Below are 20,397 nucleotides of genomic sequence, written 5' to 3'. Positions count from 1 at the left end.
AACCACCATGGACCTGACCAGCCCTTCCGCCTTGATACCCGCCATCAGCATCGCGCTGCTCCTGTTCGGCTATGGCATGCGCGCCCGACGCTGGGCGCCCTATTGCATGCTGGCCGGGGCGTTCGGCTTGCTGGGGGTGTTGTTGTATCGGGTGTCGGTGGCGATTAGCTAGCAAATCGCCCCCTGCACAACATGCGCAGAGGGCGATATTTCAACAACGCCAGGCCTTGCCTCAGACTTGCGCCCGCAGCCCTGTCACCTTGATCCGTGACTCCAGCGCCTTGCCCTTACGCGCCCGCTTGCCGATATGCACGCCGAGCGACGCGGCCGAGAGTGCGATTTCCTTGGCCTTGCCGACATTGCCGGTGCCTTCGACCACCACACCCTTCTGACTGATGGCTTGGGCGCCGATCAGCTTTTCGTTTTTCTCCAGCTCCATCAGGTTCACGCCACGGCCGCCGGAAGACAGGGTCTTCATCTCGTCCAGGCCAAATACCAGCAGACGACCATTGCCCGAGACGCAGGCCACGGCGCTGGCGTCGGCGGCGACTGCGCGCGGTGCCAGGGGCAGGGCGCCTTCGTCCAGCATGAAGAAGCTCTTGCCGCCCTTGACCCGGCCGAACATGTCGGAGGCCTTGGCGATAAAGCCGGCCGCCGCATCCGAGGCCAGCAGCAGCGTGGTGTCGGCGGGGCCGGCGAAGTAGTGCAGGATGCTGCTGCCGCTGGCCAGCTCGATCAGCGTGGTCACCGGCACGCCATCACCGCGTGCATTGGGCAGGGCGCTCACGGCGATGGTGTAGACCCGGCCGTTGGAGCCGAAGGCCAGCAGGTTGTCCACGGTGCGGCATTCGAAGGCGCCATACAGGCTGTCGCCGGCCTTGAAGGTGAATTGCGTGGCGTCGTGACCGTGGCCGGTGCGGGCGCGTACCCAGCCCTTCTGCGAGATGATGACGGTGACCGGTTCATCGATCACCTTCTGTTCGAAGGTGGCGCGTTCGGCTTCCTCGATGATGGTGCGACGGGCGTCACCGTAGGTCTTGGCGTCGCCTTCGATTTCCTTGATGACCAGCTTCTTCATCGAGGTCGGGTTGTCCAACAGGTCTTGCAGGGTGGTCTTCTCGCCGCGCAGCTCGGCCAGTTCCTGCTGGATCTTGATGGCTTCCAGGCGGGCCAGCTGGCGCAGACGGATTTCCAGGATGTCTTCGGCCTGGCGATCCGACAGCCTGAAGGCCTCGATCAGGGCCGGCTTGGGTTCATCGGACTCGCGGATGATCCTGATGACCTTGTCGATGTTCAGGAGCACCGCTTCCCGGCCTTCCAGGATGTGGATGCGGTCGTTGACCTTTTGCATGCGGAATTGCGTGCGGCGGGTCACGGTCTCGAATCGGAAGCTGATCCACTCGCCGAGGATGTCGGTCAGGTTCTTCTGGCGCGGACGGCCATCGCCGCCGATCATCACCAGGTTCAGCGAGGCACTGGTTTCCAGCGAGGTCTGGGCCAGCAAGGTGTTCATGAACTCGGTCTGGTCCTGGTTCTTGGACTTGGGTTCGAACACCAGGCGTACCGGGGCCTCGCGGCCCGACTCGTCGCGCACGGCGTCGAGCAGGCCGAGGATGGTGGCCTTCTGGGCTTGCTGCTCGGGCGTGAGCGATTTCTTGCCCAGCTTGAGCTTGGGGTTGGTCAGTTCTTCGATCTCTTCCAGTACGCGCTGCGAGGATACGCCCGGCGGCAGCTCGGTGATCACCGCCTGCCACTGGCCGCGCGCCAGGTCTTCGATCTTCCAGCGGGCGCGCACCTTGAGGCTGCCACGACCGCTCTGGTACATCTCGGCGATGGTCGTGGCCGGGGTGATGATCTGGCCGCCACCGGGGAAGTCCGGGCCGGGGACCAGTTCCATCAGTTCGGCATGGCTGATCTTGGGGTTGCGGATCATCGCCACCGCCGCCTTGGCCACTTCGGTGAGGTTGTGCGACGGGATTTCGGTGGCCATGCCCACGGCAATGCCGGAGGCGCCATTCAACAGCAGGAAGGGCAGGCGCGCCGGCAGCAGGCGCGGCTCTTCGGTGGAACCGTCGTAGTTGGGCTGGAATTCCACGGTGCCCATGTCGATTTCATCGAGCAGCAGCTTGCTGATGGGCGTCAGGCGGGCTTCGGTGTAGCGCATGGCCGCCGCGCCATCGCCATCACGCGAACCGAAGTTGCCGTGGCCATCGATGAGCGGGTAGCGCAGCGAGAAATCCTGGGCCATGCGCACCAGCGCGTCGTACACCGACTGGTCGCCGTGCGGGTGCAGCTTGCCCAGCACATCGCCGACCACGGCGGCCGATTTGCGCGGCTTGGCGGCGCTGTTGAGCGAGAGTTCGTTCATCGCGTAGAGGATGCGGCGCTGTACCGGCTTCTGGCCGTCGGCTACATCGGGCAGGGCGCGGCCCTTGACCACCGAGATCGCGTAATCGAGATAGGCGCGTTCGGCGAAGGTGGACAGCGTCAGCGATTCGCCATCAGGGGCGGCCGGGACTGGGTCAAACAGGGTCGGTTGATCGGTCATGGAACAGTTCTTGTTGTCGTCGTGGTGGACAGGGTTAATCGTTGGCGGTGACGGGCTCGCGCGGCGGCAGCGTCACCTTGAGACGGGCCTGGCCTGAGCTGGCGCCGGGGGCGGAGGCGGAGGCAGGGCCGCGCTCACCGGCAGCCAAGCGCATTGCGCCGGGCGGGCGATACAGCTCATAGAAGCGCGACACCAGTCGCACATAGCCCTGGGTCTCGGGATAGGGCGGAATCTTGTTGCCGTATTTCTGTACCGTGCCTTCGCCGGCATTGTAGGAAGCGATCGCCAGTTCCACATGCTGCGGGAACATGGCCATCAGGTCGCGCAGGTAGCGTGCGGCCAGGCGGATGTTGATCTTTGGATCGACCAGCTTCTGGTGCAGGCTCTTGCGGCGGTCGCCCTGCAGGCCATAGCGCTCGGCGGTATCGGGCATGATCTGCATCAGGCCGATGGCGCCCTTGCTGGAGACGGCACCGGCATTGAAGCCGGATTCGGCCGTCATGACCGCCTTGAGCAGGGCCGCATCCAGGCCGAACTCCCCGGCCGCTTCGCTGAGCAGGCTGTCGTACTTGCGTGCATCGCGATGCGCGAGCATGGTGCGCACGAAGGGCGGGTCGGTCGGGGTGACGGCTTCCTTGCTGCCGGGATGGTTCAGCAGCGAGGCGCTGCTGGCCATGAGCTTGTCGGGGTCGTCCAGGGTCTGGGCATAGAAGTGGACCGCGCCGTCGGCATCGGTGTAGCGGTAGACGATGGTGCGGGGTTTGCGGCTGCTGCCGTCCTTGCCGCCGTTCTTGTTGCCCTCGGCCGCCTCCACCCGCATGTGCTGCACGCCATCGGCATCGGTGTAGCGCACCATCTGTTGCGCCCGTGCCGGCCCTGCGCCCGCGCACAGCAGCACTGTCGCGCCCAGCAGGGCGGCGCGAGCGATGAGCGGCAGGCGGGGCGGGCGGCGGGTCATGTCAGATATCGGCTTCGGCTTCGTTGCCGTGCTCTTCGATCCAGGCGCGGCGGGAGGCGGCTTCGCCCTTGCCCATGAGCATGTTGAAACGTTCTTCCGAGGTCTGCACGCCCGGTTCGCCGAAGCCGATCGGCAAGAGGCGACGGGTGTCCGGATTCATGGTGGTTTCCCACAGCTGTTCGGCATTCATTTCGCCCAGGCCTTTGAAGCGGGAAATGCTCCAGGCGCCTTCCTTCAGGCCATCCTTGCGCAGCTTATCTTCGATGGCTTCGAGTTCGCCATCGTCCAGGGCGTAGAGCTTCTGCACCGGCTTCTTGCCACGGGCGGGGGCATCCACGCGATAGAGCGGCGGACGCGCCACGCAGATGTTGCCGTTCTCGATCAGCTTGGGGAAGTGACGGAAGAACAGCGTCAAGAGCAGCACCTGGATGTGCGAGCCATCCACGTCCGCATCCGAGAGGATGCAGATCTTGCCGTAGCGCAGGCCGGACAGATCCGGGCTGTCGTTGATGCCATGCGGATCGACGCCGATGGCCACGGCGATGTCGTGGATTTCATTGTTGGCGAAGAGGCGGTCGCGCTCGGTCTCCCAGGCGTTCAGGACCTTGCCGCGCAGCGGCAGGATGGCCTGGAATTCCTTGTCGCGGCCCATCTTGGCCGAGCCGCCGGCGGAGTCGCCCTCGACCAGGAAGATTTCATTGCGCGACACATCCGAGGATTCGCAATCGGTCAGCTTGCCCGGCAGCACGGCCACGCCGGAAGACTTCTTCTTCTCGACCTTCTGCGCCGAGCGCAGGCGGCTCTGGGCCTGCTTGATGACCAGTTCGGCCAGCTTCTTGCCATACTCCACGTGCTGGTTCAGCCACAGCTCCAGCGCCGGGCGCGAATAACCGGCCACCAGGCGCACGGCGTCGCGGGAGTTGAGACGTTCCTTGATCTGGCCCTGGAATTGCGGGTCCAGCACCTTGGCCGAGAGCACGAAGGAGACGCGTGCAAACACGTCCTCGGCCAGCAGCTTGACGCCCTTGGGCAGCAGCGAATGCATCTCGGCGAAGCTCTTCACGGCCGAGAACAGGCCTTCGCGCAGGCCCGATTCATGGGTGCCGCCGTTGGAGGTGGGGATCAGGTTGACGTAGGACTCGCGCACCACGGCGCCTTCCTCGGTCCAGGCCACCACCCAGGAGGCACCTTCGCCCTCGGCGAAGCCTTCGGCATCCTTGCCGGCGAACTGCTCGCCCTCGAACAGCGGGATCAGGGTCTCGCCGCTGCCGCTCTGGGCCAGTTGTTCCATCAGGTAGCCGCGCAGGCCCTGGTCGTACTGCCAGCTCTGGCTGTCACCGGTCCTGGCGTTGGTGAAGGTCACCTTCACGCCCGGCAGCAGCACTGCCTTGGACCGCAACAGGCGTTGCAGCTCGCCCAGCGGGATGGTGGGCGAATCGAAATACCTGGCGTCAGGCCAGACCGTGACGCGGGTGCCGGATTTCTTGTCTTCGCGGGTGGCGGGGCGCGACTTGAGCTTTTCGATGACGTCGCCGCCGGAGAAGGCCAGGGTATGCACGCCGCCTTCACGCCAGACCGTGATTTCCAGACGCGTGGCCAGGGCATTGGTGACCGACACGCCCACGCCGTGCAGACCGCCGGAGAAGGCATAGGCGCCGCCGGAGCCCTTGTCGAACTTGCCGCCCGCGTGCAGGCGGGTGAACACGATCTCGACGGTGGGGACCTTTTCTTCCGGGTGCAGGCCGACCGGGATGCCGCGGCCGTCGTCTTCCACGCTGACGCTGCCGTCGGCGTTCAGGGTGACGATGATGCTCTTGCCGTAGCCGCCCAGCGCTTCGTCGGAGGCGTTGTCGATCACTTCCTGGAGGATGTGCAGCGGGTTCTCGGTGCGGGTGTACATGCCCGGGCGCTGCTTGACCGGCTCCAGTCCCTTGAGGACACGGATCGATGATTCACTGTAATCGGACGGGGATGTTTTTTTGGTTGCCATGCAGATGAGTGGTCGTGGCTGATGCCGGAGGGTTGTTCTATCTCTGTTTGCCCAGCGCTGCAGCCCCGTGGGAGGGGCCGTCTTGCGCTGCAAAAGCGCATTCTAATGAAAATTCCAGGAATTCGGCGTCCGGGCCGTGGAAATGTTCCCTTCCGCGTGGGACTTGTCCTTAAATGCGCTTAAATGCTGCCAAATATGCATTTAAATGCGGCAATGAAAAAGGCCTGTGCATGCACAGGCCTGGTTGATGTGTTGCAAGCACGCCGGATTTCAGCTGGCCAGCAAGCCCTCCACGGCCAGCGCAATGGACAGCAGGCGCCGGTCCTGGCCACCAGGAGCCGCCAGCGACAGGCCCACCGGTGCGCTGCCTTCTGCGTGGCAGGGCAGGGACACCGCGCAGCCGTCGAGGAAGTTGATCAGCGTGGGGTTGCGCAGCATCTTGCCGTTGGCGCCGTAATAGGCGTCGTCGCTGGCCAGCAGCTCGGCAATGCGTGGTGCGACGATGGGCACGGTGGGCATCACCAGCGCATCGTAGCCGGCCAGTTGTGCCTCGACCTGGGCGATCCAGGGCGAGCGGGCGTGCAGCACATCCAGCAGGTCGGCCGCGCTCATGTCCTTGCCGCGCATGATGCGCGAGACCACACGCTGGTCGTACCCGGCAGCGTTCTCGGCAATCAGGGCGCGGTGCCAGGCATAGGCCTCGGCGGCGGTGAAGCCACCCTTGCTGTTGATGGCGGCCAGGCCGTTGAAGGCGGGGACTTCTTCCTCCACCACCACCGCACCGGCTTGCGTGAGCCTGGACAGGGCGGCACGGTAGGCCTTGGCGACGCTCTCGTCCATGCCGTCGAGCACGACATTGGTGGGTGCCAGCAGGCGCAGGCCGCGCAGCGGATGGGCAGGCAGCGGGCGATAGGCTTCACCGGCCAGCACGGCGTCCATGATGGCGCAGCACTCCACCGAGGCCGCCAGCGGGCCGATTGAATCCAGGTAGGCCGACAGCGGCAGCACGCCCTCCATGGAGACCCGTGCGGCGGTCGGCTTGAAACCGGTCAGGCCGTTCAGTGCCGAGGGAATGCGCACCGAACCGCCAGTGTCCGAGCCCACCGCGGCGAACGCCATGCCATCGGTCACCGAGATGGCCGCGCCGGAAGACGAGCCGCCGGGAATGCGGCCTCCTTCGACGCCACGTTCCCACTGGTTTTGCGGGGTGCCATAGTGCGGATTGATGCCCAGCCCGGAATAGGCGAACTCGGTCATGTTGGTCTTGCCGATGACGATGGCACCCGCCTTGATCAGCTTCTGCACCACCTCGGCATGGGCGCTGGCGACCGGCTTGCCGCGCAGCACCACGGACCCGGCCAGGGTAGTCTCACCGGCCACGTCGAACAGGTCCTTGACCGAGACCGGCACGCCTTCCAGCGGCGAGCGGCGCAGACCGGCGGCGCGCAGGGTGTCGGAGGCACGGGCGGCGGCACGCGCCTGGTCGGCATAGACGCTGGTGAAGACGCGTGCGCCTTCGCCAGCCGGGTCGGCGATGCGGGCCAGGGCCTGTTCGGTCAGTTGCAGGGAGGTGATGCGGCCGGCATCGAGGTCGGCGGCCAGTTGGGAAAGTGTGCTCGGCATGATGGAAAAATGGGGTGGTCGACAGGAGCGGTGCAGCGATAAAGGCGACAAGAGTAACAGGCCCTAGCCGCATCAGACAAAAATGGCCAGCAGGGCTGGCCACGGGATCAGGCGACTTCGGCCAGCGACTGCGCGACATAGTGATGGCGCAGCGCACGCTGACGGCGTGGATCGTAGAGCTCCATCGTGAAGGAGGCGGCCGGACGGATGCCGCCGATGGCGCCCACCGTGCCGCAGGTCATGCCGCAGCCCTCCGGCAGGGTCGCGCTGCCATCGGTGAAGCGGGCGATCAGGTCGGACGGGGTGCGCAGCGAGGCCAGCGGGCCTTCCTGGTACAGCACGGTGGCGCCATCTTCTTCGATCCAGGAGCGGATCACCAGCTCGTCCCAGTAGTCGGCCACGTCCGCCAGTTTCCAGGCAGCGGCGCCCACCGGCTTGACGCAGGCCTGCTTGGAAAAGGCCACGCTATGGGCTTCCAGCTTGCGGTCGGTATGGTCGGAGGCGATGGAGACATACAGTTCGCCACCGGCATTGAAGACGAAGGTCTCGACTTCGCCGGAGGAGGCCTCGCCCAGTACCTGCACCTGTTCGGCCTGCGACAGCTGGTTGGCCGAGACGCGGTAGAACAGCGGCACTGCGCTGGGACGGGAGATGCCCAGGGCTTCCAGTTCTTCGATGTGATGTTCGATGGCCGCCATGTCGCGGCCGGCCCAGCCGGCGATGACCAGGCTGTCGATGTCGGCCTGGAGGGCAGATTGGTCGGGGAGGGTAAAGGTCAGCTTCATGATGTCTATCCTGCAGGTGATTCAAGGGTGATTCGAGGGTGATGTGCACTGCGCTTGGGGGAGTTGCTTCAGTGGGGTGTCAGTGCTTCCTGACGAACACCACCACCAGGAAACTGGCCAGGAATTCCAGCGCTGCCACGAAGTACAGGCCCGAGGACAGCGACCCGGTGCTGGTCTTCAGCGCGCCGATCATGTAGGGCGCCACGAAGCCGGCCAGGTTGCCAATGGAGTTGATCAGGGCGATGCCGCCGGCGGCTGCCGTGCCGGCCAGGAAGGCACCGGGAATCGACCAGAACACCGGGAAGGCCGCCAGGATGCCGACCGCCGCCAGCGTCAGCGAGCACAGCGCCAGGGTGGCATTGCCCAGGCTCATGCCGGTGGCGATCAGGCCGATACAGGCAATCAGGGTGGCGATAGCGCTGTGCATGCGGCGTTCGCCGGTCTTGTCGGAGTGGAAGCCGTTCCAGATCATGGCCAGGGTGCCGGCCACGAAGGGGATGGCCGAGATCAGGCCGATCTGCAGATTACCCTTGACGCCGATTTCCTTGATGATGGACGGTGCCCAGAAGGCGATGGTGGCGTTGCCGCTGACCACGCAGAAATACACGGCAGCGCAGATCCAGACGCGGTAGTTGCTACAGGCGTCCTTGAAGGAGAAGTGCTTGCCCGGTGCGCTGTTTTCGGCAGCCAGTACCTGGGTGACGGCATTCTTCTCGGCCTCGCTCAACCACTTGGCGTTGGCGGGCTTTTCCGGCAGCCAGGCCAGTACGGCGAAGCCGGCCAGCAGGGAAGGGATGCCCTCGATGATGAACAGCCACTGCCAGTTCGCCAGGTGACCGACGCCTTCCATACTGCTCATGATGAGGCCGGCAATCGGACCGCCGACCGCACCGGCGATGGCGAACGAGGTCATGAACAGGCCATTGACGCGGGCGCGGCGCTGCGCCGGGAACCAGTAGGTCAGGTACAGCACCACGCCGGGGAAGAAGCCGGCCTCGAAGATGCCCAGCAAAAAGCGCAGGATGTAGAAGCTGGTGGGCGTGGTGACATAGGCCATCGCCATCGAGGCCAGGCCCCAGAGGATGGTGATGCGGGCCAGGGTCTTGCGGGCGCCGATCTTTTCCAGCAACAGGTTGCTGGGGACTTCGAAGAGGAAGTAGCCGATGAAGAAGATGCCTGCCCCCAGGCCGTAGACGGCTTCCGAGAACTGCAGGTCCTGCAGCATCTGCAGTTTGGCGAAGCCGACGTTGACGCGGTCGATCCAGGCCAGCACGAACAGGAAGACCAGGAACGGGATCAGGCGCCAGGCGATCTTGCGATAGGTGACATCCATGCTGGATGGCGCGCCTGCCGATGCCGCCGCTGTGGCGGCGGCGGATGGGGAATAAGACATGAAAACCTCCTCAAGTGGTGCCGGCGTCCGCGTGGCGGCGCCGTGCTGTGTTCGGCATGGGATGGACTGGGTGCATGGATGGGCAAGCAGGACCGGCCATGCTGTTGTTGTAGCCCGAAGGCCTTAAATCAGTATGGGGATGCGGAGAGGGCGCTGTCCAACAAGAAAATCTGAACGGCCTTGATTGAAAAATCTTATGAGCAAAAGCGGGGCGGCGGCTGCTTCAGGATGGTGCTGCGCCGCATGCGGCGGTTGTGGATGCGCAGCCAGCAGCGGCGCGGTATTGCGCCCGGCTCAGTTGAGCGGCGCAGGCAGGCGGGCGATCTCGTGGCCCCAATTGAGTGCGAAGTCGGACGCGGTTTCCTGGGCAATGCGGGCCACGGTTTCGGTCAGGGGATTCTCATGGTCCGAGCGGAAGCAGGCGATCAGCGCCAGGGCCGGGAACTCGGTATCGACCCGCAGCAGGTGCAGGCTTTCCTCGTTGAGCTCGCGCTGGATGATGGCCGGCGGCACGGCGGTGATGCCGAAGCCGTCGGTGGCCAGCCGGATCATGGTCGCCACCGAGGCGATGCAATTGATATGCAGCGTGCGCTCGCTGCGTTCGCTGCCCGAGAACAGGCGCTCGATCACCGCATGCGGCCCCGAGTTGCGGGCGAAGCTGATGATCGGGAAGGCCGCCAGGTCGGTCAGCGACAGGGTCTCGCTGCCGATGTCGAGCTTGGGACTACCGACCCAGCGCATGGGGAATTCGCATAGCGCGATATTGCTGACCTGCGGGCCGATCACCGGTTCGGCCTGCAGCACCAGGTCCAGGTTGCTCTTGCTGAACTGCTCGTGCAGGTGGATGGTGGTATCGCTGACGATCTCGATCTGCAGGCGCGGGAAGGTCTTGTGCAGCCGCCCCAGGAAATCCGGGAACCAGCTGTGGACGATGGATTCGATCACGCCGATGCGGATTACGCCGGCATAGACCTCGCGGTCGGACATGTCGTCCTTCATCTCGCGCATGAGCTTGACCATGCGCTCGGCATACACCAGCGCCTTGCTGCCGTCGGCGGTGAGTGCCACCTCGCGCGCGCTGCGGTCGAACAGGCGCACGCCGAAGTCCTGTTCGAGCGAGGCGATGCGGCTGGAGACGGCAGCCTGGGTGGTGTGCAGGCGCTCGGCAGTGAGCCGGAAATTGCGCAGCCGGGCCAGCCAGACGAAGGTTTCGAGGAAGCGGATATTCATGACGAGCAGGACGTGGAGAAGAGGCGTATTTTATCGCCAGGACGTGTCAACTCCCGTTGTCATTTTTGGTGCGCTGCGCAATAAAGTCGGTCCCGTTCGGCGCACATCTGGTGCATTTCACAGGGTAAGTTGCGTGCTTCTGGTGCGTTATATCGATATTCGGAATTTGAAAGTATTTTTTCTTTACTCCGGATTGAAATGAAAATATATTTACATTTTTCGCGCCAGGGCTGGTCGTCATATCAAGTCCCGCGACAGGATAAAAATGGGTGAGGCCCGCGTTTTCGTAAACGATATAAATCCAATCAATGATATGGAGCGTTTGCAGGCACGGGGCGATTTCTTCAGCACAGACGGGGCAGCGGACGGTGACACAACAACCGAAGAACATCAGCTTGCAGGGAGCCGGCGCGGTCGCGCAGGCCGTGGGCAAGCTGTATCCGCAGTTGTCCAAGTCGCACCGCAAGACCGCCGACTATGTGCTCGGCAACCCCTTTCGCGCGGCTACCATGACCATCGACGAACTGTCGGAGGCCGCCGGCATTTCGGTAGCCACCGCCAACCGCTTTGCCCACGCGCTGGGCTTTGACGGGTATGCCTCCTTCCGCGCGGCCCTGGTGGCGGACTTTGCCACCACGCTGGCGCCGGTAGAAAAGCTGCGCGACGAAGTGCAACGCGCCGCCACCAGCGCCGAGATCATGGCCGCTGCCTTCGATAGCGACATCCATAACATCGAGGCCACCCGACGCATGCTCACGCCCGAGCATTGTGAACAGGCAGTGGACATGATTCTTGCCGCCGAACGCATCTTCATCACCGGCTTCGGCGCCTCGGCCTACCTGGCCGGCCTGATGGCGCATGCGCTGGAGCCCTATGTGCGCACCGTGTCCTCGGTGGCGCTGGCTGGTGGTCCTTCGCAGGCGGGTCGGCAATTCTTCAAGCTCGATAGTCGCGACCTGGTGATCCCGATGGTGTTTCCGCGCTATGCCGCCGATACCGTCTGGCTGACCCAGCGCGCAGTGGAGAAGGGCGCCCGTATCCTGGCCATCACCGATACTCCCGGCTCGCCGCTGGTGCCGCTGGCCGATGTCACGATCTATGCCCAGACCGATCGCAAGCTGTCTCCCACGTCCGATGCGGCCGCGCTGATCTTGATCCAGGCCCTGTGCGATGCGGTGGCGCATCGCGCCCGGCGCTCGGTGCAGGCTGCTTCGCAGATGACCGAATTCGTACTGCCCTGGCTCTACTTGCCGCAACAGCACCAGCGTCCGGCCATGACGCCTGTCGCCAAGCCGGCCCGGGCCGCTCTCAATAAAGGAAAGACCAAAGCATGACCACTCCGGTAATTGCCATCCATGGTGGCGCAGGCACCATCACGCGCGCCTCGCTGAGCGCCGAGGACGAAGCCCGATATCACCAGGCGCTGGCTGACATCGTGGCCGCCGGCCAGGCCGTATTGAATGCCGGTGGCTCGGCGCTGGAAGCGGTGACCGAAGCAGTGCGCCTGCTGGAAGACTGTCCGCTGTTCAATGCCGGCCATGGCGCCGTCTATACCAGTGAAGGCCGGCATGAGCTGGATGCCTGCGTGATGAATGGCGCCGACCTGGCCTCCGGCGCGGTGGCCTGTGTCACCAATCTGCGCAACCCGGTGCTGGCTGCCCGCGCCGTGATGGAAAAGAGCGAGCACGTGCTGCTGGTCGGTCCCGCTGCCGAAGCCTTTGCCGCTCGCAACGGTGTGGCCACGGTCACGCCCGACTATTTCCATACCGATGCCCGCCACGAGCAATGGCTGCGCGTGCGCGGTCAGTCGCGGGCCATGCTGGACCATGACGCCTCCTCCTTTGCCTTTGCCGAAAAGACCGCCGCCACCGTCGAGCCCATCGACCCCGACCACAAGTTCGGCACCGTCGGTGCGGTGGCGCTGGACCAGTTCGGCAACCTGGCTGCGGCCACCTCGACCGGTGGCATCACCAACAAGCAGCCGGGCCGGGTAGGTGATTCACCCATCATCGGTGCCGGCTGCTATGCCAACAATGCCACCGTTGCGGTTTCCGCCACCGGCACCGGCGAGGCCTTCATGCGCACCGTGGCCTGTTACGACATCGGCGCGCGCATGGCCTATGCCGGTCAGTCGCTGGAAGAAGCCAGCCGCGCCGTGGTGTTCGATACCCTGCCCAAGGTCGGCGGACGCGGTGGCGTGATCGCCATCGATGCCCAGGGCAACCTGGCCCTGCCGTTCAATACCGAGGGCATGTACCGCGCCTATGGCTGCGGCGAGCTGGCGCCGGTCACCGAAATCTACGCAGCACCGGCCTGAGTCGGCCGAGCAGGAGAGAATCAAGATGCAACAGTCACAACGCGTGCTCGATGTCAGCCACCTCAACGTCCGCTTCGCCACCTCCGAGCGGACGGTGGACGCGGTGCGCGACCTGTCCTTCCATGTGGACCAGGGCGAGACCCTGGCCATCGTCGGCGAATCGGGTTCGGGCAAGTCGGTGTCCTCGCTGGCGATCATGCGCCTGATCGAACACGGCGGCGGCAAGATCGTCGGCGGCAGCATGCAGTTCCTGCGCCGCAGTGGCCAGACGCTTGATCTGGCCCAGGCCGACAATGCCACCATGCGCGGCATCCGGGGCGCCGAGATCGCCATGATCTTCCAGGAACCGATGACCTCGCTGAACCCGGTCTTCACCGTCGGTGAACAGATCGCCGAATCGATCCGCCTGCACCAGGGCATGAGCCGCGCCGCCGCCCAGGCCGAGGCGCTGCGCATGCTGGAGATGGTGCGTATCCCCGAGGCCAGGCGCGTGCTGGGCCGCCATCCGCACCAGTTGTCGGGTGGCATGCGGCAACGCGTGATGATCGCCATGGCCTTGTCCTGCAAGCCTTCGCTGTTGATCGCCGATGAACCGACCACGGCCCTGGACGTGACCATCCAGGCGCAGATCCTGCAACTGATCCGCTCCCTGCAGGAAGAGATGCACATGGGCGTGATCTTCATCACCCACGACATGGGCGTGGTGGCCGAAGTGGCCGACCGCGTGGTGGTCATGTGTCGTGGCGAGAAGGTGGAAGAAAACGCCGTCGAGCCGCTCTTCGCCGCACCCAGCCATCCCTATACCCGTTCCCTGCTGGCCGCCGTGCCGCGCCTGGGTTCCATGCGCGGTACCGATATGCCGCTGCGTTTCGGTATTGCGCCGCAGGCCGAGGTGCGCCCCGACCTGATCGCCAGCGAGCTGCAGACCCAGCAGGAGATCGCCGCCCAGCGCCAGCCCATCCTCAAGGTGCGCGACCTGACCACCCGCTTCGATGTGAAGAGCGGCATCTTCGGTCGCGTCAAGCAGCGTGTGCATGCGGTGGAAAAGGTCAGCTTCGACCTGTTTGCCGGCGAGACCCTGGCCATCGTCGGTGAATCCGGCTGTGGCAAGTCCACCACCGGCCGCTCGCTGTTGCGCCTGGTCGATATCGCCGGTGGTCGTGTCGAATTCGGCGGCCGCGACCTGGCGCAATTGCCGCGCACCGAGCTGCGCCAGTTGCGGCGCGATATCCAGTTCATCTTCCAGGACCCGTTCGCTTCCCTCGATCCGCGCATGACGGTCGGTTACTCCATCATGGAGCCGATGCTGGTGCACGGCATGAAGGAGGGCGCCCAGGAACGCGTGGATGCACTGCTGACCCGCGTGGGCCTCACCCCTGAACATGGCCAGCGCTACCCGCATGAATTTTCCGGCGGTCAGCGCCAGCGCATCTGCATCGCCCGCGCTCTGGCCCTGAACCCCAAGATCGTCATCGCCGATGAATCGGTGTCGGCACTGGACGTGTCGATCCAGGCCCAGATCGTCAATCTGATGCTGGACCTGCAGGCCGAGCTGGGGATTTCCTTCATCTTCATCTCGCACGACATGGCCGTGGTGGAGCGCATCAGCCACCGGGTGGCGGTGATGTACCTGGGCCAGATCGTGGAGATCGGCCCGCGTCGCGCGATCTTCGAGAATCCGCAGCATCCCTATACGCGCAAGCTGATGGCGGCCGTGCCGGTGGCCGATCCGACCTTGCGCCAGCCGGGCAAGAAGCTGCTGACCGATGAAATTCCCAGCCCGATCCGGCTGGTGGGCGATGAGCCCAAAGTGGAGCCCCTGAAGGAAGTGGCTCCCGGGCACTTTGTGGCCCAGCACCGTATTGCCGGCGCTTTCTGAGCGCGGGCGGGTTTCCATGTTGTAAATGCTTCAGTGCAGTAATCCCCACTACGTCGTACCAACCTCGCTTTACTGATCAGGAGAGACTACATGACTACCACTGCAACCCGGAAGGGCATGACCATTGCCAAATGGCTGGCCGTCGGCGCCCTGGGCACCTCGCTGCAATTTGCAGCGGCACATGCGTTCGCGGCCAAGACCGTGACGCTGGCGGTGTATTCCACCTTCACCACGCTGGACCCCTATGACGCCAACGACACCCTGTCGCTGTCCATGGCCAAGTCCTTCTACCAGGGCCTGTTCGGTTTCGACAAGGACATGAAGCTCATTCCGGTGCTGGCCGAAGGCTACCTGGTGAGCAAGGACGGTCTGGAATACACCATCCGCCTGAAGCAGGGCGTGAAGTTCCAGGACGGTACCGTGTTCAAGGCCGATGCCGTGAAGGCCGTGTTCGACCGTGTCACCAACCCGGACAACAAGTTGAAGCGCTACAACCTCTTCAACCGCATCGCCAAAACCGAAATCCTGAACGACTACACCGTCAAGATCGTGCTCAAGGAGCCGTTCTCGGCCTTCATCAACGTGCTGGCCCACCCGTCGGCAGTGATGATTTCGCCGGCTGCGCTGAAGCAGTACGGCAACAAGGACATCGCCTTCCACCCGGTCGGCACCGGCCCCTTCAAGTTCGTCGAATGGAAACAGACCGACTACGTCAAGGTCGAGAAATTCGATGGTTACTGGAAGCCGGGCTACCCCAAGGTCGACGAGATCATCTGGAAGCCGGTGGTCGACAACAACGCCCGCTCGGCCATGATGCAGACCGGCGAGGCGCAATTCACCTATCCGCTGCCCTACGAGCAGGCCGATCTGTTGAAGAGCAAGTCCAACCTGGATGTGGTGGCGGCACCATCCATCATCCAGCGTTACATGTCGATGAATACCAAGCAGAAGCCTTTCGACAACCCGAAGGTGCGCGAAGCCATCAACTACGCCATCAACAAGCAGGCGCTGGTGAAGGTGGCCTTCAACGGCTATGCCACGCCGATGGAAGGCGTGGTACCGCAGGGCGTGGACTACGCCTTCAAGACCGGCCCCTGGCCCTATGACGTGAAGAAGGCCAAGGCCCTGCTGGCCGAAGCCGGTTATCCGAATGGTTTCGAGACCGAACTGTGGTCGGCCTACACGCACAGCACGGCACTGAAGATCATCCAGTTCCTGCAGCAGCAACTGGCGCAGGTCGGCATCAAGGCCAAGATCCAGGCCCTGGAGTCCGGTCAGCGCGTGGAACGCGTGGAAAGCTGGCAAGACCCTGCCACCGCGCCGGTACGTCTGCTCTACATCGGCTGGTCCTCCTCCACTGGTGAAGCCGACTGGGCACTGCGTCCGCTGCTGGCTTCCGAAGCCATGCCGCCGCGCCTGTACAACACCGCCTACTACAAGAACGACAAGGTCGACGCCGACATCGCCAAGGCCCTGACCCTGACCGATCGCAAGGAAAAGGAAGCCCTGTACAAGGATGCCCAGCAGGAAATCTGGAAGGATGCACCGTGGGCCTTCCTGGTGACCGAAAAGCTGCTGTACGCGCGTAACAAGAACCTCAAGGGCGTCTATGTGATGCCTGACCAGGCGATTGAATTCGAGAACATCGAACTGACGAAGTAAGCAGGCAGCACCAAGCGGCGGCGCAGCAGGAGCGCGCCGCCGCTTGCATTCTTCGATGGACGTCTGGTCCATCGCGCAACAAGAAGGGTCCGATCCATCGGCGACGAGCGGCCTTATTCAGAGAGCATCATGTTTTCCTTTGTCATCAAACGCCTGTTAGGCCTGATTCCCACGCTGCTGCTGGTGGCGGTCCTGGTATTTCTGTTCGTGCACTTGTTGCCGGGCGATCCGGCACGCCTGGCGGCCGGCCCCGACGCCGACGACAAGACGGTCGCGCTGGTGCGTGCCGACCTCGGCCTGGACAAGCCCCTGCCGGAGCAGTTCGTGAACTTCTTCGTCAACGCCGCCAAGGGTGACTTCGGTCGTTCCATCCGCAGCAAGCGCCCGGTGTCCGAAGAGATCGCCGCGCGCTTCTGGCCCACGCTGTGGCTGACGGTGGTGGCCATGATCTGGGCCGTGATCTTCGGTCTGATCATCGGCATTTCCTCGGCGGTATGGCGCAACAAGTGGCCGGATCGCCTGGGCATGACGCTGGCGGTGTCCGGCATTTCCTTCCCTGCCTTTTCGTTGGGCATCCTGCTGATGCAGGTGTTTTCGGTCAACCTGGGATGGTTGCCCACGGTGGGCGACGACACCTGGCGCCACTACATCCTGCCCTCGATCACGCTGGGCGCTGCGGTGGCGGCGGTGATGGCGCGCTTCACCCGTTCCTCCTTCATCGAGATCCTGCAGGAAGACTTCGTCCGTACCGCCCGCGCCAAGGGCCTGACCGAGACGGTGGTAGTCATCAAGCACTGCCTGCGCAATGCCCTCATTCCGGTGGTCACCATGATGGGCCTGCAGTTCGGCTTCCTGTTGGGCGGCTCGATCCTGGTCGAAGTGGTCTTCAACTGGCCGGGCATGGGGCGCCTGCTGGTGGACGCGGTCGAAATGCGTGACTACCCCATCATCCAGGCCGAGATCCTGCTGTTCTCGCTGGAATTCATTTTCATCAACCTGGTGGTGGACGTGCTGTATGCCGTGATCAACCCCAGCATCCGTTTCAAGTGAGGGGAATCATGTCGCTCTCCAATTCGCCTCTGGCAACCACCTCCGAAACCGGCGCGCCCTTGCCGCCGCCCGATCCCGCCGCGGTCACGGCCTCTGGCCAGAAGATCCGCACCCCGTGGCGCGAATTCTGGCGCAAGTTCAAGAAGCAGCGGCTGGCCGTCTATGCCGGCGTGTTCATCCTGCTGCTGATCCTGGTCGCCATCCTGGCCCCCTGGATCGTGCCGTTCGATGCCGAGAACTTCTTCGACTACGACGCCCTGAACTCGCCGCCGACCTGGACCCACTGGTTCGGCGTGGACTCGCTGGGCCGCGACATCTTCAGCCGCATCCTGATGGGCGCACGCATTTCGCTGGCCTCGGGCTTCTTCTCGGTGGCCATCGGCGCCGTGATCGGCACCGTCTTCGGCCTGCTGGCCGGCTACTACGAGGGCTGGTGGGACCGCATCACCATGCGCATCTGCGACGTGCTGTTCGCCTTCCCCGGCATCCTGCTGGCCATCGGCATCGTCGCCATCCTGGGTGGCGGCATGATCAACGTCATCATCTCGGTGTCGGTGTTCAGCATCCCGGCCTTTGCCCGCCTGGTGCGCGGCAATACCCTGCAATTGAAGAACCTGACCTATATCGAGGCTACCCGCAGCATCGGTGCGTCCGACACCACCATCATGTGGAAGCACATCTTCCCCGGCACCATCTCGGCCATCGTGGTGTATTTCACCATGCGCATCGGCACCTCCATCATTACCGCCGCCGGGCTGTCCTTCCTCGGCCTCGGTGCGCAATCGCCCACGCCGGAGTGGGGCCTGATGTTGAACGAAGCCCGCGCCGACATGGTGACCTCGCCGCACGTGGCGCTGGTGCCCAGCATCGCCATCTTCCTCACCGTGCTGGCTTTCAACCTGCTGGGCGATGGCCTGCGTGACGCGCTCGATCCCAAGATCGATCAGCGTTGATGGCGATGGGCCTGCCGCTTGTGACGAGGTCGCCTATGTCGACGCTACCGCACATTGGCCGGCTTGCCGCCGGCCCGCGTAACAGCATCACCGACGTGGCCGGCGTGACCGTCGGCCATTGCACCCTCGATGACGGCCCGGTGCAGACCGGGGTGACCGTGATTGCGCCGCATGGCGGCAACCTGTTCACCCACCGCCTGCCGGCGGCCGCGGCGGTCATCAACGGCTTCGGCAAGAGTGCCGGACTGGTGCAACTGGAAGAGCTGGGCCTGCTGGAGACGCCGATTGCGCTGTCCAACACCTTCGCCGTCGGCACGCTGCTCAACGCCCAGATCGCCCACACCCTGCGCGCCAACCCGCAATGCGGGCGCAGCCTGCCCACCGTCAATCCGCTGGTGCTGGAATGCAATGACGGCTATCTCAACGATCTGCAGGCGATGGCGGTGCAGCCGGCGCATTTCGATGCGGCCCTGCAGGCAGTTTCATCTGAGGTGGCCCAAGGATCGGTGGGCGCCGGGCGCGGCATGTCCAGCTTCGGCCTGAAGGGCGGGATCGGGACGGCTTCCCGGGTAGCCGTTGTCGGCGCCGCCGGGCAGGGCTACACCGTGGGGGCGCTGGTGCTGTCCAACTTCGGTCGCCTGCCCGAGCTGATCCTGGCCGGCGATCCGCTGGGCGCGCGCCTGGCCGCTGCAGAGCCGCCGGATGCCGCCCCCGAGAAGGGCTCCATCATCCTCCTCCTGGCCACCGATGCGCCGCTGGATGCGCGCCAGTTGAAGCGCCTGGCCGTACGGGCCGGTGCCGGGCTGGCACGTACCGGATCGGCCTATGGGCACGGCAGCGGCGATATCGCCCTGGCGTTTTCGACCGCGCAGCAGATCGAGGCCGAGGCCGAGTGCGTGCACATGGCGCTGCTGGCCGATCATCTGCTGGATCCGCTGTTCCATGCCGCCGCCGACAGCGTGGAGCAGGCCATCGTCCATGCGCTCTTTGCCGCCGAGACCGTGTACGGGCGCGACGGCCATGTGCGCGTCAGCCTGCGCGAGCGGCTGGCGGCATTGAACTGAACGACTTACCGTAGCGAGATTTTCATGACTGGCAAACGCGCCAACATTCTGGTTTCCGTCGATATCGAAGGCGTGGCCGGGGTTTTTCACGTCGAGCAGACCCGTGCCGGCAACGGCGAATATGAACGCGCCCGGCGCTGGATGACCGAAGAAGCCAACGCCGTCATCCGCGGTGCCCTGGCGGCTGGTGCCACCGGCATCAAGGTCAATGATTCGCATGGCGGCTTCCGCAATCTGCTGCCCGACCTGCTGCATCCGCAGGCCCGCATGGTGCTGGGCAAGCCTCGCGTGCTGGGCATGATGGGTGGCGTGGACCAGGAGATCGATGCCGTGATGCTGGTGGGTTACCACTCGCGCGCCCAGGGGCGTGGCATCCTCGCGCACACCACCAACAGCTTTGCCTTTGCCCGGGTCTGGCTGGGCGGGCAGGAGATGGGCGAGGCCGGCCTCTATGGCGCACTGGCTGCCGAGCATGGCGTGCCGGTGATCTTCGGCAGCGGGGACGATGCCTTCATCGAGGAAAACCAGCCGCTGTATCCCCACGCGGTCTTTGCCGAGACCAAGAAGGCCCATGGCGCCAACAGTGGCGATTCGCTGACCCCGCAACAATCTTGTGTGTTGCTGGAAGAGCGCGCCCGGCAGGCAGTGACCAGCCTGCTGGCGAAACCGGCGTCGATGCCGGTACTGCCCCTTCGCGGACCACTGCGGTGTCGCTTGCAGGTGCAGACCGTGGCGCTGGCCGACCTGTTCAGCCAGTTGCCCATCCTGGAGCGCAGCGACAATGTCACCGTGGAGTTCGATGCGCCGACGGCGGAATACGCGGTGCGCGTGCTCAACAGCTTGTCGGCGATGTCGGCCATGCTGCGCTAGGCTTTCTCATTTGGTGGTTTGTTGACTCTCATTTGGGAAGGTTCTAAGATGAGAGAGTGAAACTGACCAAATGAG

General features: G+C 64.3%; 16 protein-coding genes. 9 read left to right on the top strand and 7 right to left on the bottom strand.

Going from position 1 to position 20,397, the window contains the following annotated elements:
• Positions 1-7: 7 nt before the first annotated feature.
• Positions 8-172: a hypothetical protein gene (locus tag HWE04_RS19520; RefSeq protein WP_241813440.1), complete on the top strand. Its 165-nt coding sequence runs from the start codon at positions 8-10 to the stop codon at positions 170-172.
• Positions 173-232: 60 nt separating this feature from the next.
• Here the strand turns inward: HWE04_RS19520 and parC are convergent, their stop codons facing one another.
• The 7 genes from parC to HWE04_RS19485 form a co-directional block, all read right to left on the bottom strand.
• Positions 233-2,548 (bottom strand): DNA topoisomerase IV subunit A, encoded by a 2,316-nt coding sequence (gene parC / locus HWE04_RS19515; RefSeq protein WP_241813439.1) that lies wholly within the window; start codon positions 2,546-2,548, stop codon positions 233-235.
• Between the two features lie 34 nt (positions 2,549-2,582).
• A complete protein-coding gene (locus tag HWE04_RS19510) occupies positions 2,583-3,506 on the bottom strand; it encodes a lytic transglycosylase domain-containing protein (RefSeq protein ID WP_241813438.1) in 924 nt (307 codons plus the stop codon).
• Between the two features lies 1 nt (position 3,507).
• Entirely contained in the window at positions 3,508-5,496 is a 1,989-nt protein-coding gene (locus tag HWE04_RS19505) for a DNA topoisomerase IV subunit B (protein WP_077238496.1), read from the bottom strand.
• 270 nt (positions 5,497-5,766) lie between these two features.
• The gene (locus HWE04_RS19500) at positions 5,767-7,119 is read right to left on the bottom strand and encodes an amidase (protein WP_241813437.1); all 1,353 of its coding nucleotides are present in this window, start codon (positions 7,117-7,119) and stop codon (positions 5,767-5,769) included.
• Positions 7,120-7,226: 107 nt separating this feature from the next.
• Entirely contained in the window at positions 7,227-7,904 is a 678-nt protein-coding gene (locus tag HWE04_RS19495) for a DUF2848 domain-containing protein (protein ID WP_006465278.1), read from the bottom strand.
• A gap of 79 nt (positions 7,905-7,983) precedes the next feature.
• Positions 7,984-9,297 (bottom strand): MFS transporter, encoded by a 1,314-nt coding sequence (locus HWE04_RS19490; protein WP_039876979.1) that lies wholly within the window; start codon positions 9,295-9,297, stop codon positions 7,984-7,986.
• A 294-nt stretch (positions 9,298-9,591) separates the two neighbouring features.
• Positions 9,592-10,527: a LysR family transcriptional regulator gene (locus HWE04_RS19485; RefSeq protein WP_006463599.1), complete on the bottom strand. Its 936-nt coding sequence runs from the start codon at positions 10,525-10,527 to the stop codon at positions 9,592-9,594.
• A gap of 368 nt (positions 10,528-10,895) precedes the next feature.
• Between HWE04_RS19485 and HWE04_RS19480 the strand changes: the two genes are divergently transcribed.
• From HWE04_RS19480 to HWE04_RS19445, 8 genes are all read left to right on the top strand, one after another.
• Positions 10,896-11,861 carry a MurR/RpiR family transcriptional regulator gene (locus HWE04_RS19480; RefSeq protein WP_039875452.1) on the top strand — a complete coding sequence of 322 codons (966 nt, stop codon included), beginning with the start codon at positions 10,896-10,898 and terminating at the stop codon, positions 11,859-11,861.
• Positions 11,858-12,844, top strand: a complete 987-nt coding sequence (locus HWE04_RS19475) for an isoaspartyl peptidase/L-asparaginase family protein (protein ID WP_241813436.1) — start codon at positions 11,858-11,860, stop codon at positions 12,842-12,844. Before HWE04_RS19480 ends, HWE04_RS19475 begins: the two co-directional genes overlap by 4 nt.
• A 25-nt stretch (positions 12,845-12,869) precedes the next feature.
• The gene (locus HWE04_RS19470) at positions 12,870-14,723 is read left to right on the top strand and encodes a dipeptide ABC transporter ATP-binding protein (protein ID WP_039875450.1); all 1,854 of its coding nucleotides are present in this window, start codon (positions 12,870-12,872) and stop codon (positions 14,721-14,723) included.
• A gap of 90 nt (positions 14,724-14,813) precedes the next feature.
• Positions 14,814-16,385, top strand: a complete 1,572-nt coding sequence (gsiB, locus tag HWE04_RS19465; protein WP_039875449.1) for a glutathione ABC transporter substrate-binding protein GsiB — start codon at positions 14,814-14,816, stop codon at positions 16,383-16,385.
• Positions 16,386-16,514: 129 nt separating this feature from the next.
• The gene (gene gsiC / locus HWE04_RS19460) at positions 16,515-17,435 is read left to right on the top strand and encodes a glutathione ABC transporter permease GsiC (RefSeq protein WP_006463594.1); all 921 of its coding nucleotides are present in this window, start codon (positions 16,515-16,517) and stop codon (positions 17,433-17,435) included.
• Between the two features lie 8 nt (positions 17,436-17,443).
• Complete coding sequence (gsiD, locus tag HWE04_RS19455) at positions 17,444-18,388, top strand: glutathione ABC transporter permease GsiD (protein WP_006463593.1); 945 nt, start codon at positions 17,444-17,446, stop codon at positions 18,386-18,388.
• A 35-nt stretch (positions 18,389-18,423) separates the two neighbouring features.
• Complete coding sequence (locus HWE04_RS19450; protein WP_241813435.1) at positions 18,424-19,452, top strand: DmpA family aminopeptidase; 1,029 nt, start codon at positions 18,424-18,426, stop codon at positions 19,450-19,452.
• Positions 19,453-19,476: 24 nt separating this feature from the next.
• Positions 19,477-20,322: a M55 family metallopeptidase gene (locus tag HWE04_RS19445; RefSeq protein ID WP_241813434.1), complete on the top strand. Its 846-nt coding sequence runs from the start codon at positions 19,477-19,479 to the stop codon at positions 20,320-20,322.
• Positions 20,323-20,397 lie beyond the last annotated feature (75 nt).

Source organism: Herbaspirillum sp. C7C2, from assembly GCF_022627865.1.
GTDB lineage: Bacteria > Pseudomonadota > Gammaproteobacteria > Burkholderiales > Burkholderiaceae_D > Herbaspirillum > Herbaspirillum frisingense.
The sequence above is the reverse complement of the archived record's forward strand: the minus strand, read 5'-3'. Positions and strand labels throughout refer to the sequence as shown.

What these genes read in the sequence shown, in the direction of transcription:
- HWE04_RS19520 (WP_241813440.1), top strand. Translation starts at nt 8, where the DNA reads ATGGACCTGACCAGCCCTTCCGCCTTGATACCCGCCATCAGCATCGCG.
- parC (WP_241813439.1), bottom strand. Translation starts at nt 2,548, where the DNA reads ATGACCGATCAACCGACCCTGTTTGACCCAGTCCCGGCCGCCCCTGAT.
- HWE04_RS19510 (WP_241813438.1), bottom strand. Translation starts at nt 3,506, where the DNA reads ATGACCCGCCGCCCGCCCCGCCTGCCGCTCATCGCTCGCGCCGCCCTG.
- HWE04_RS19505 (WP_077238496.1), bottom strand. Translation starts at nt 5,496, where the DNA reads ATGGCAACCAAAAAAACATCCCCGTCCGATTACAGTGAATCATCGATC.
- HWE04_RS19500 (WP_241813437.1), bottom strand. Translation starts at nt 7,119, where the DNA reads ATGCCGAGCACACTTTCCCAACTGGCCGCCGACCTCGATGCCGGCCGC.
- HWE04_RS19495 (WP_006465278.1), bottom strand. Translation starts at nt 7,904, where the DNA reads ATGAAGCTGACCTTTACCCTCCCCGACCAATCTGCCCTCCAGGCCGAC.
- HWE04_RS19490 (WP_039876979.1), bottom strand. Translation starts at nt 9,297, where the DNA reads ATGTCTTATTCCCCATCCGCCGCCGCCACAGCGGCGGCATCGGCAGGC.
- HWE04_RS19485 (WP_006463599.1), bottom strand. Translation starts at nt 10,527, where the DNA reads ATGAATATCCGCTTCCTCGAAACCTTCGTCTGGCTGGCCCGGCTGCGC.
- HWE04_RS19475 (WP_241813436.1), top strand. Translation starts at nt 11,858, where the DNA reads ATGACCACTCCGGTAATTGCCATCCATGGTGGCGCAGGCACCATCACG.
- HWE04_RS19470 (WP_039875450.1), top strand. Translation starts at nt 12,870, where the DNA reads ATGCAACAGTCACAACGCGTGCTCGATGTCAGCCACCTCAACGTCCGC.
- gsiB (WP_039875449.1), top strand. Translation starts at nt 14,814, where the DNA reads ATGACTACCACTGCAACCCGGAAGGGCATGACCATTGCCAAATGGCTG.
- gsiC (WP_006463594.1), top strand. Translation starts at nt 16,515, where the DNA reads ATGTTTTCCTTTGTCATCAAACGCCTGTTAGGCCTGATTCCCACGCTG.
- gsiD (WP_006463593.1), top strand. Translation starts at nt 17,444, where the DNA reads ATGTCGCTCTCCAATTCGCCTCTGGCAACCACCTCCGAAACCGGCGCG.
- HWE04_RS19450 (WP_241813435.1), top strand. Translation starts at nt 18,424, where the DNA reads ATGTCGACGCTACCGCACATTGGCCGGCTTGCCGCCGGCCCGCGTAAC.
- HWE04_RS19445 (WP_241813434.1), top strand. Translation starts at nt 19,477, where the DNA reads ATGACTGGCAAACGCGCCAACATTCTGGTTTCCGTCGATATCGAAGGC.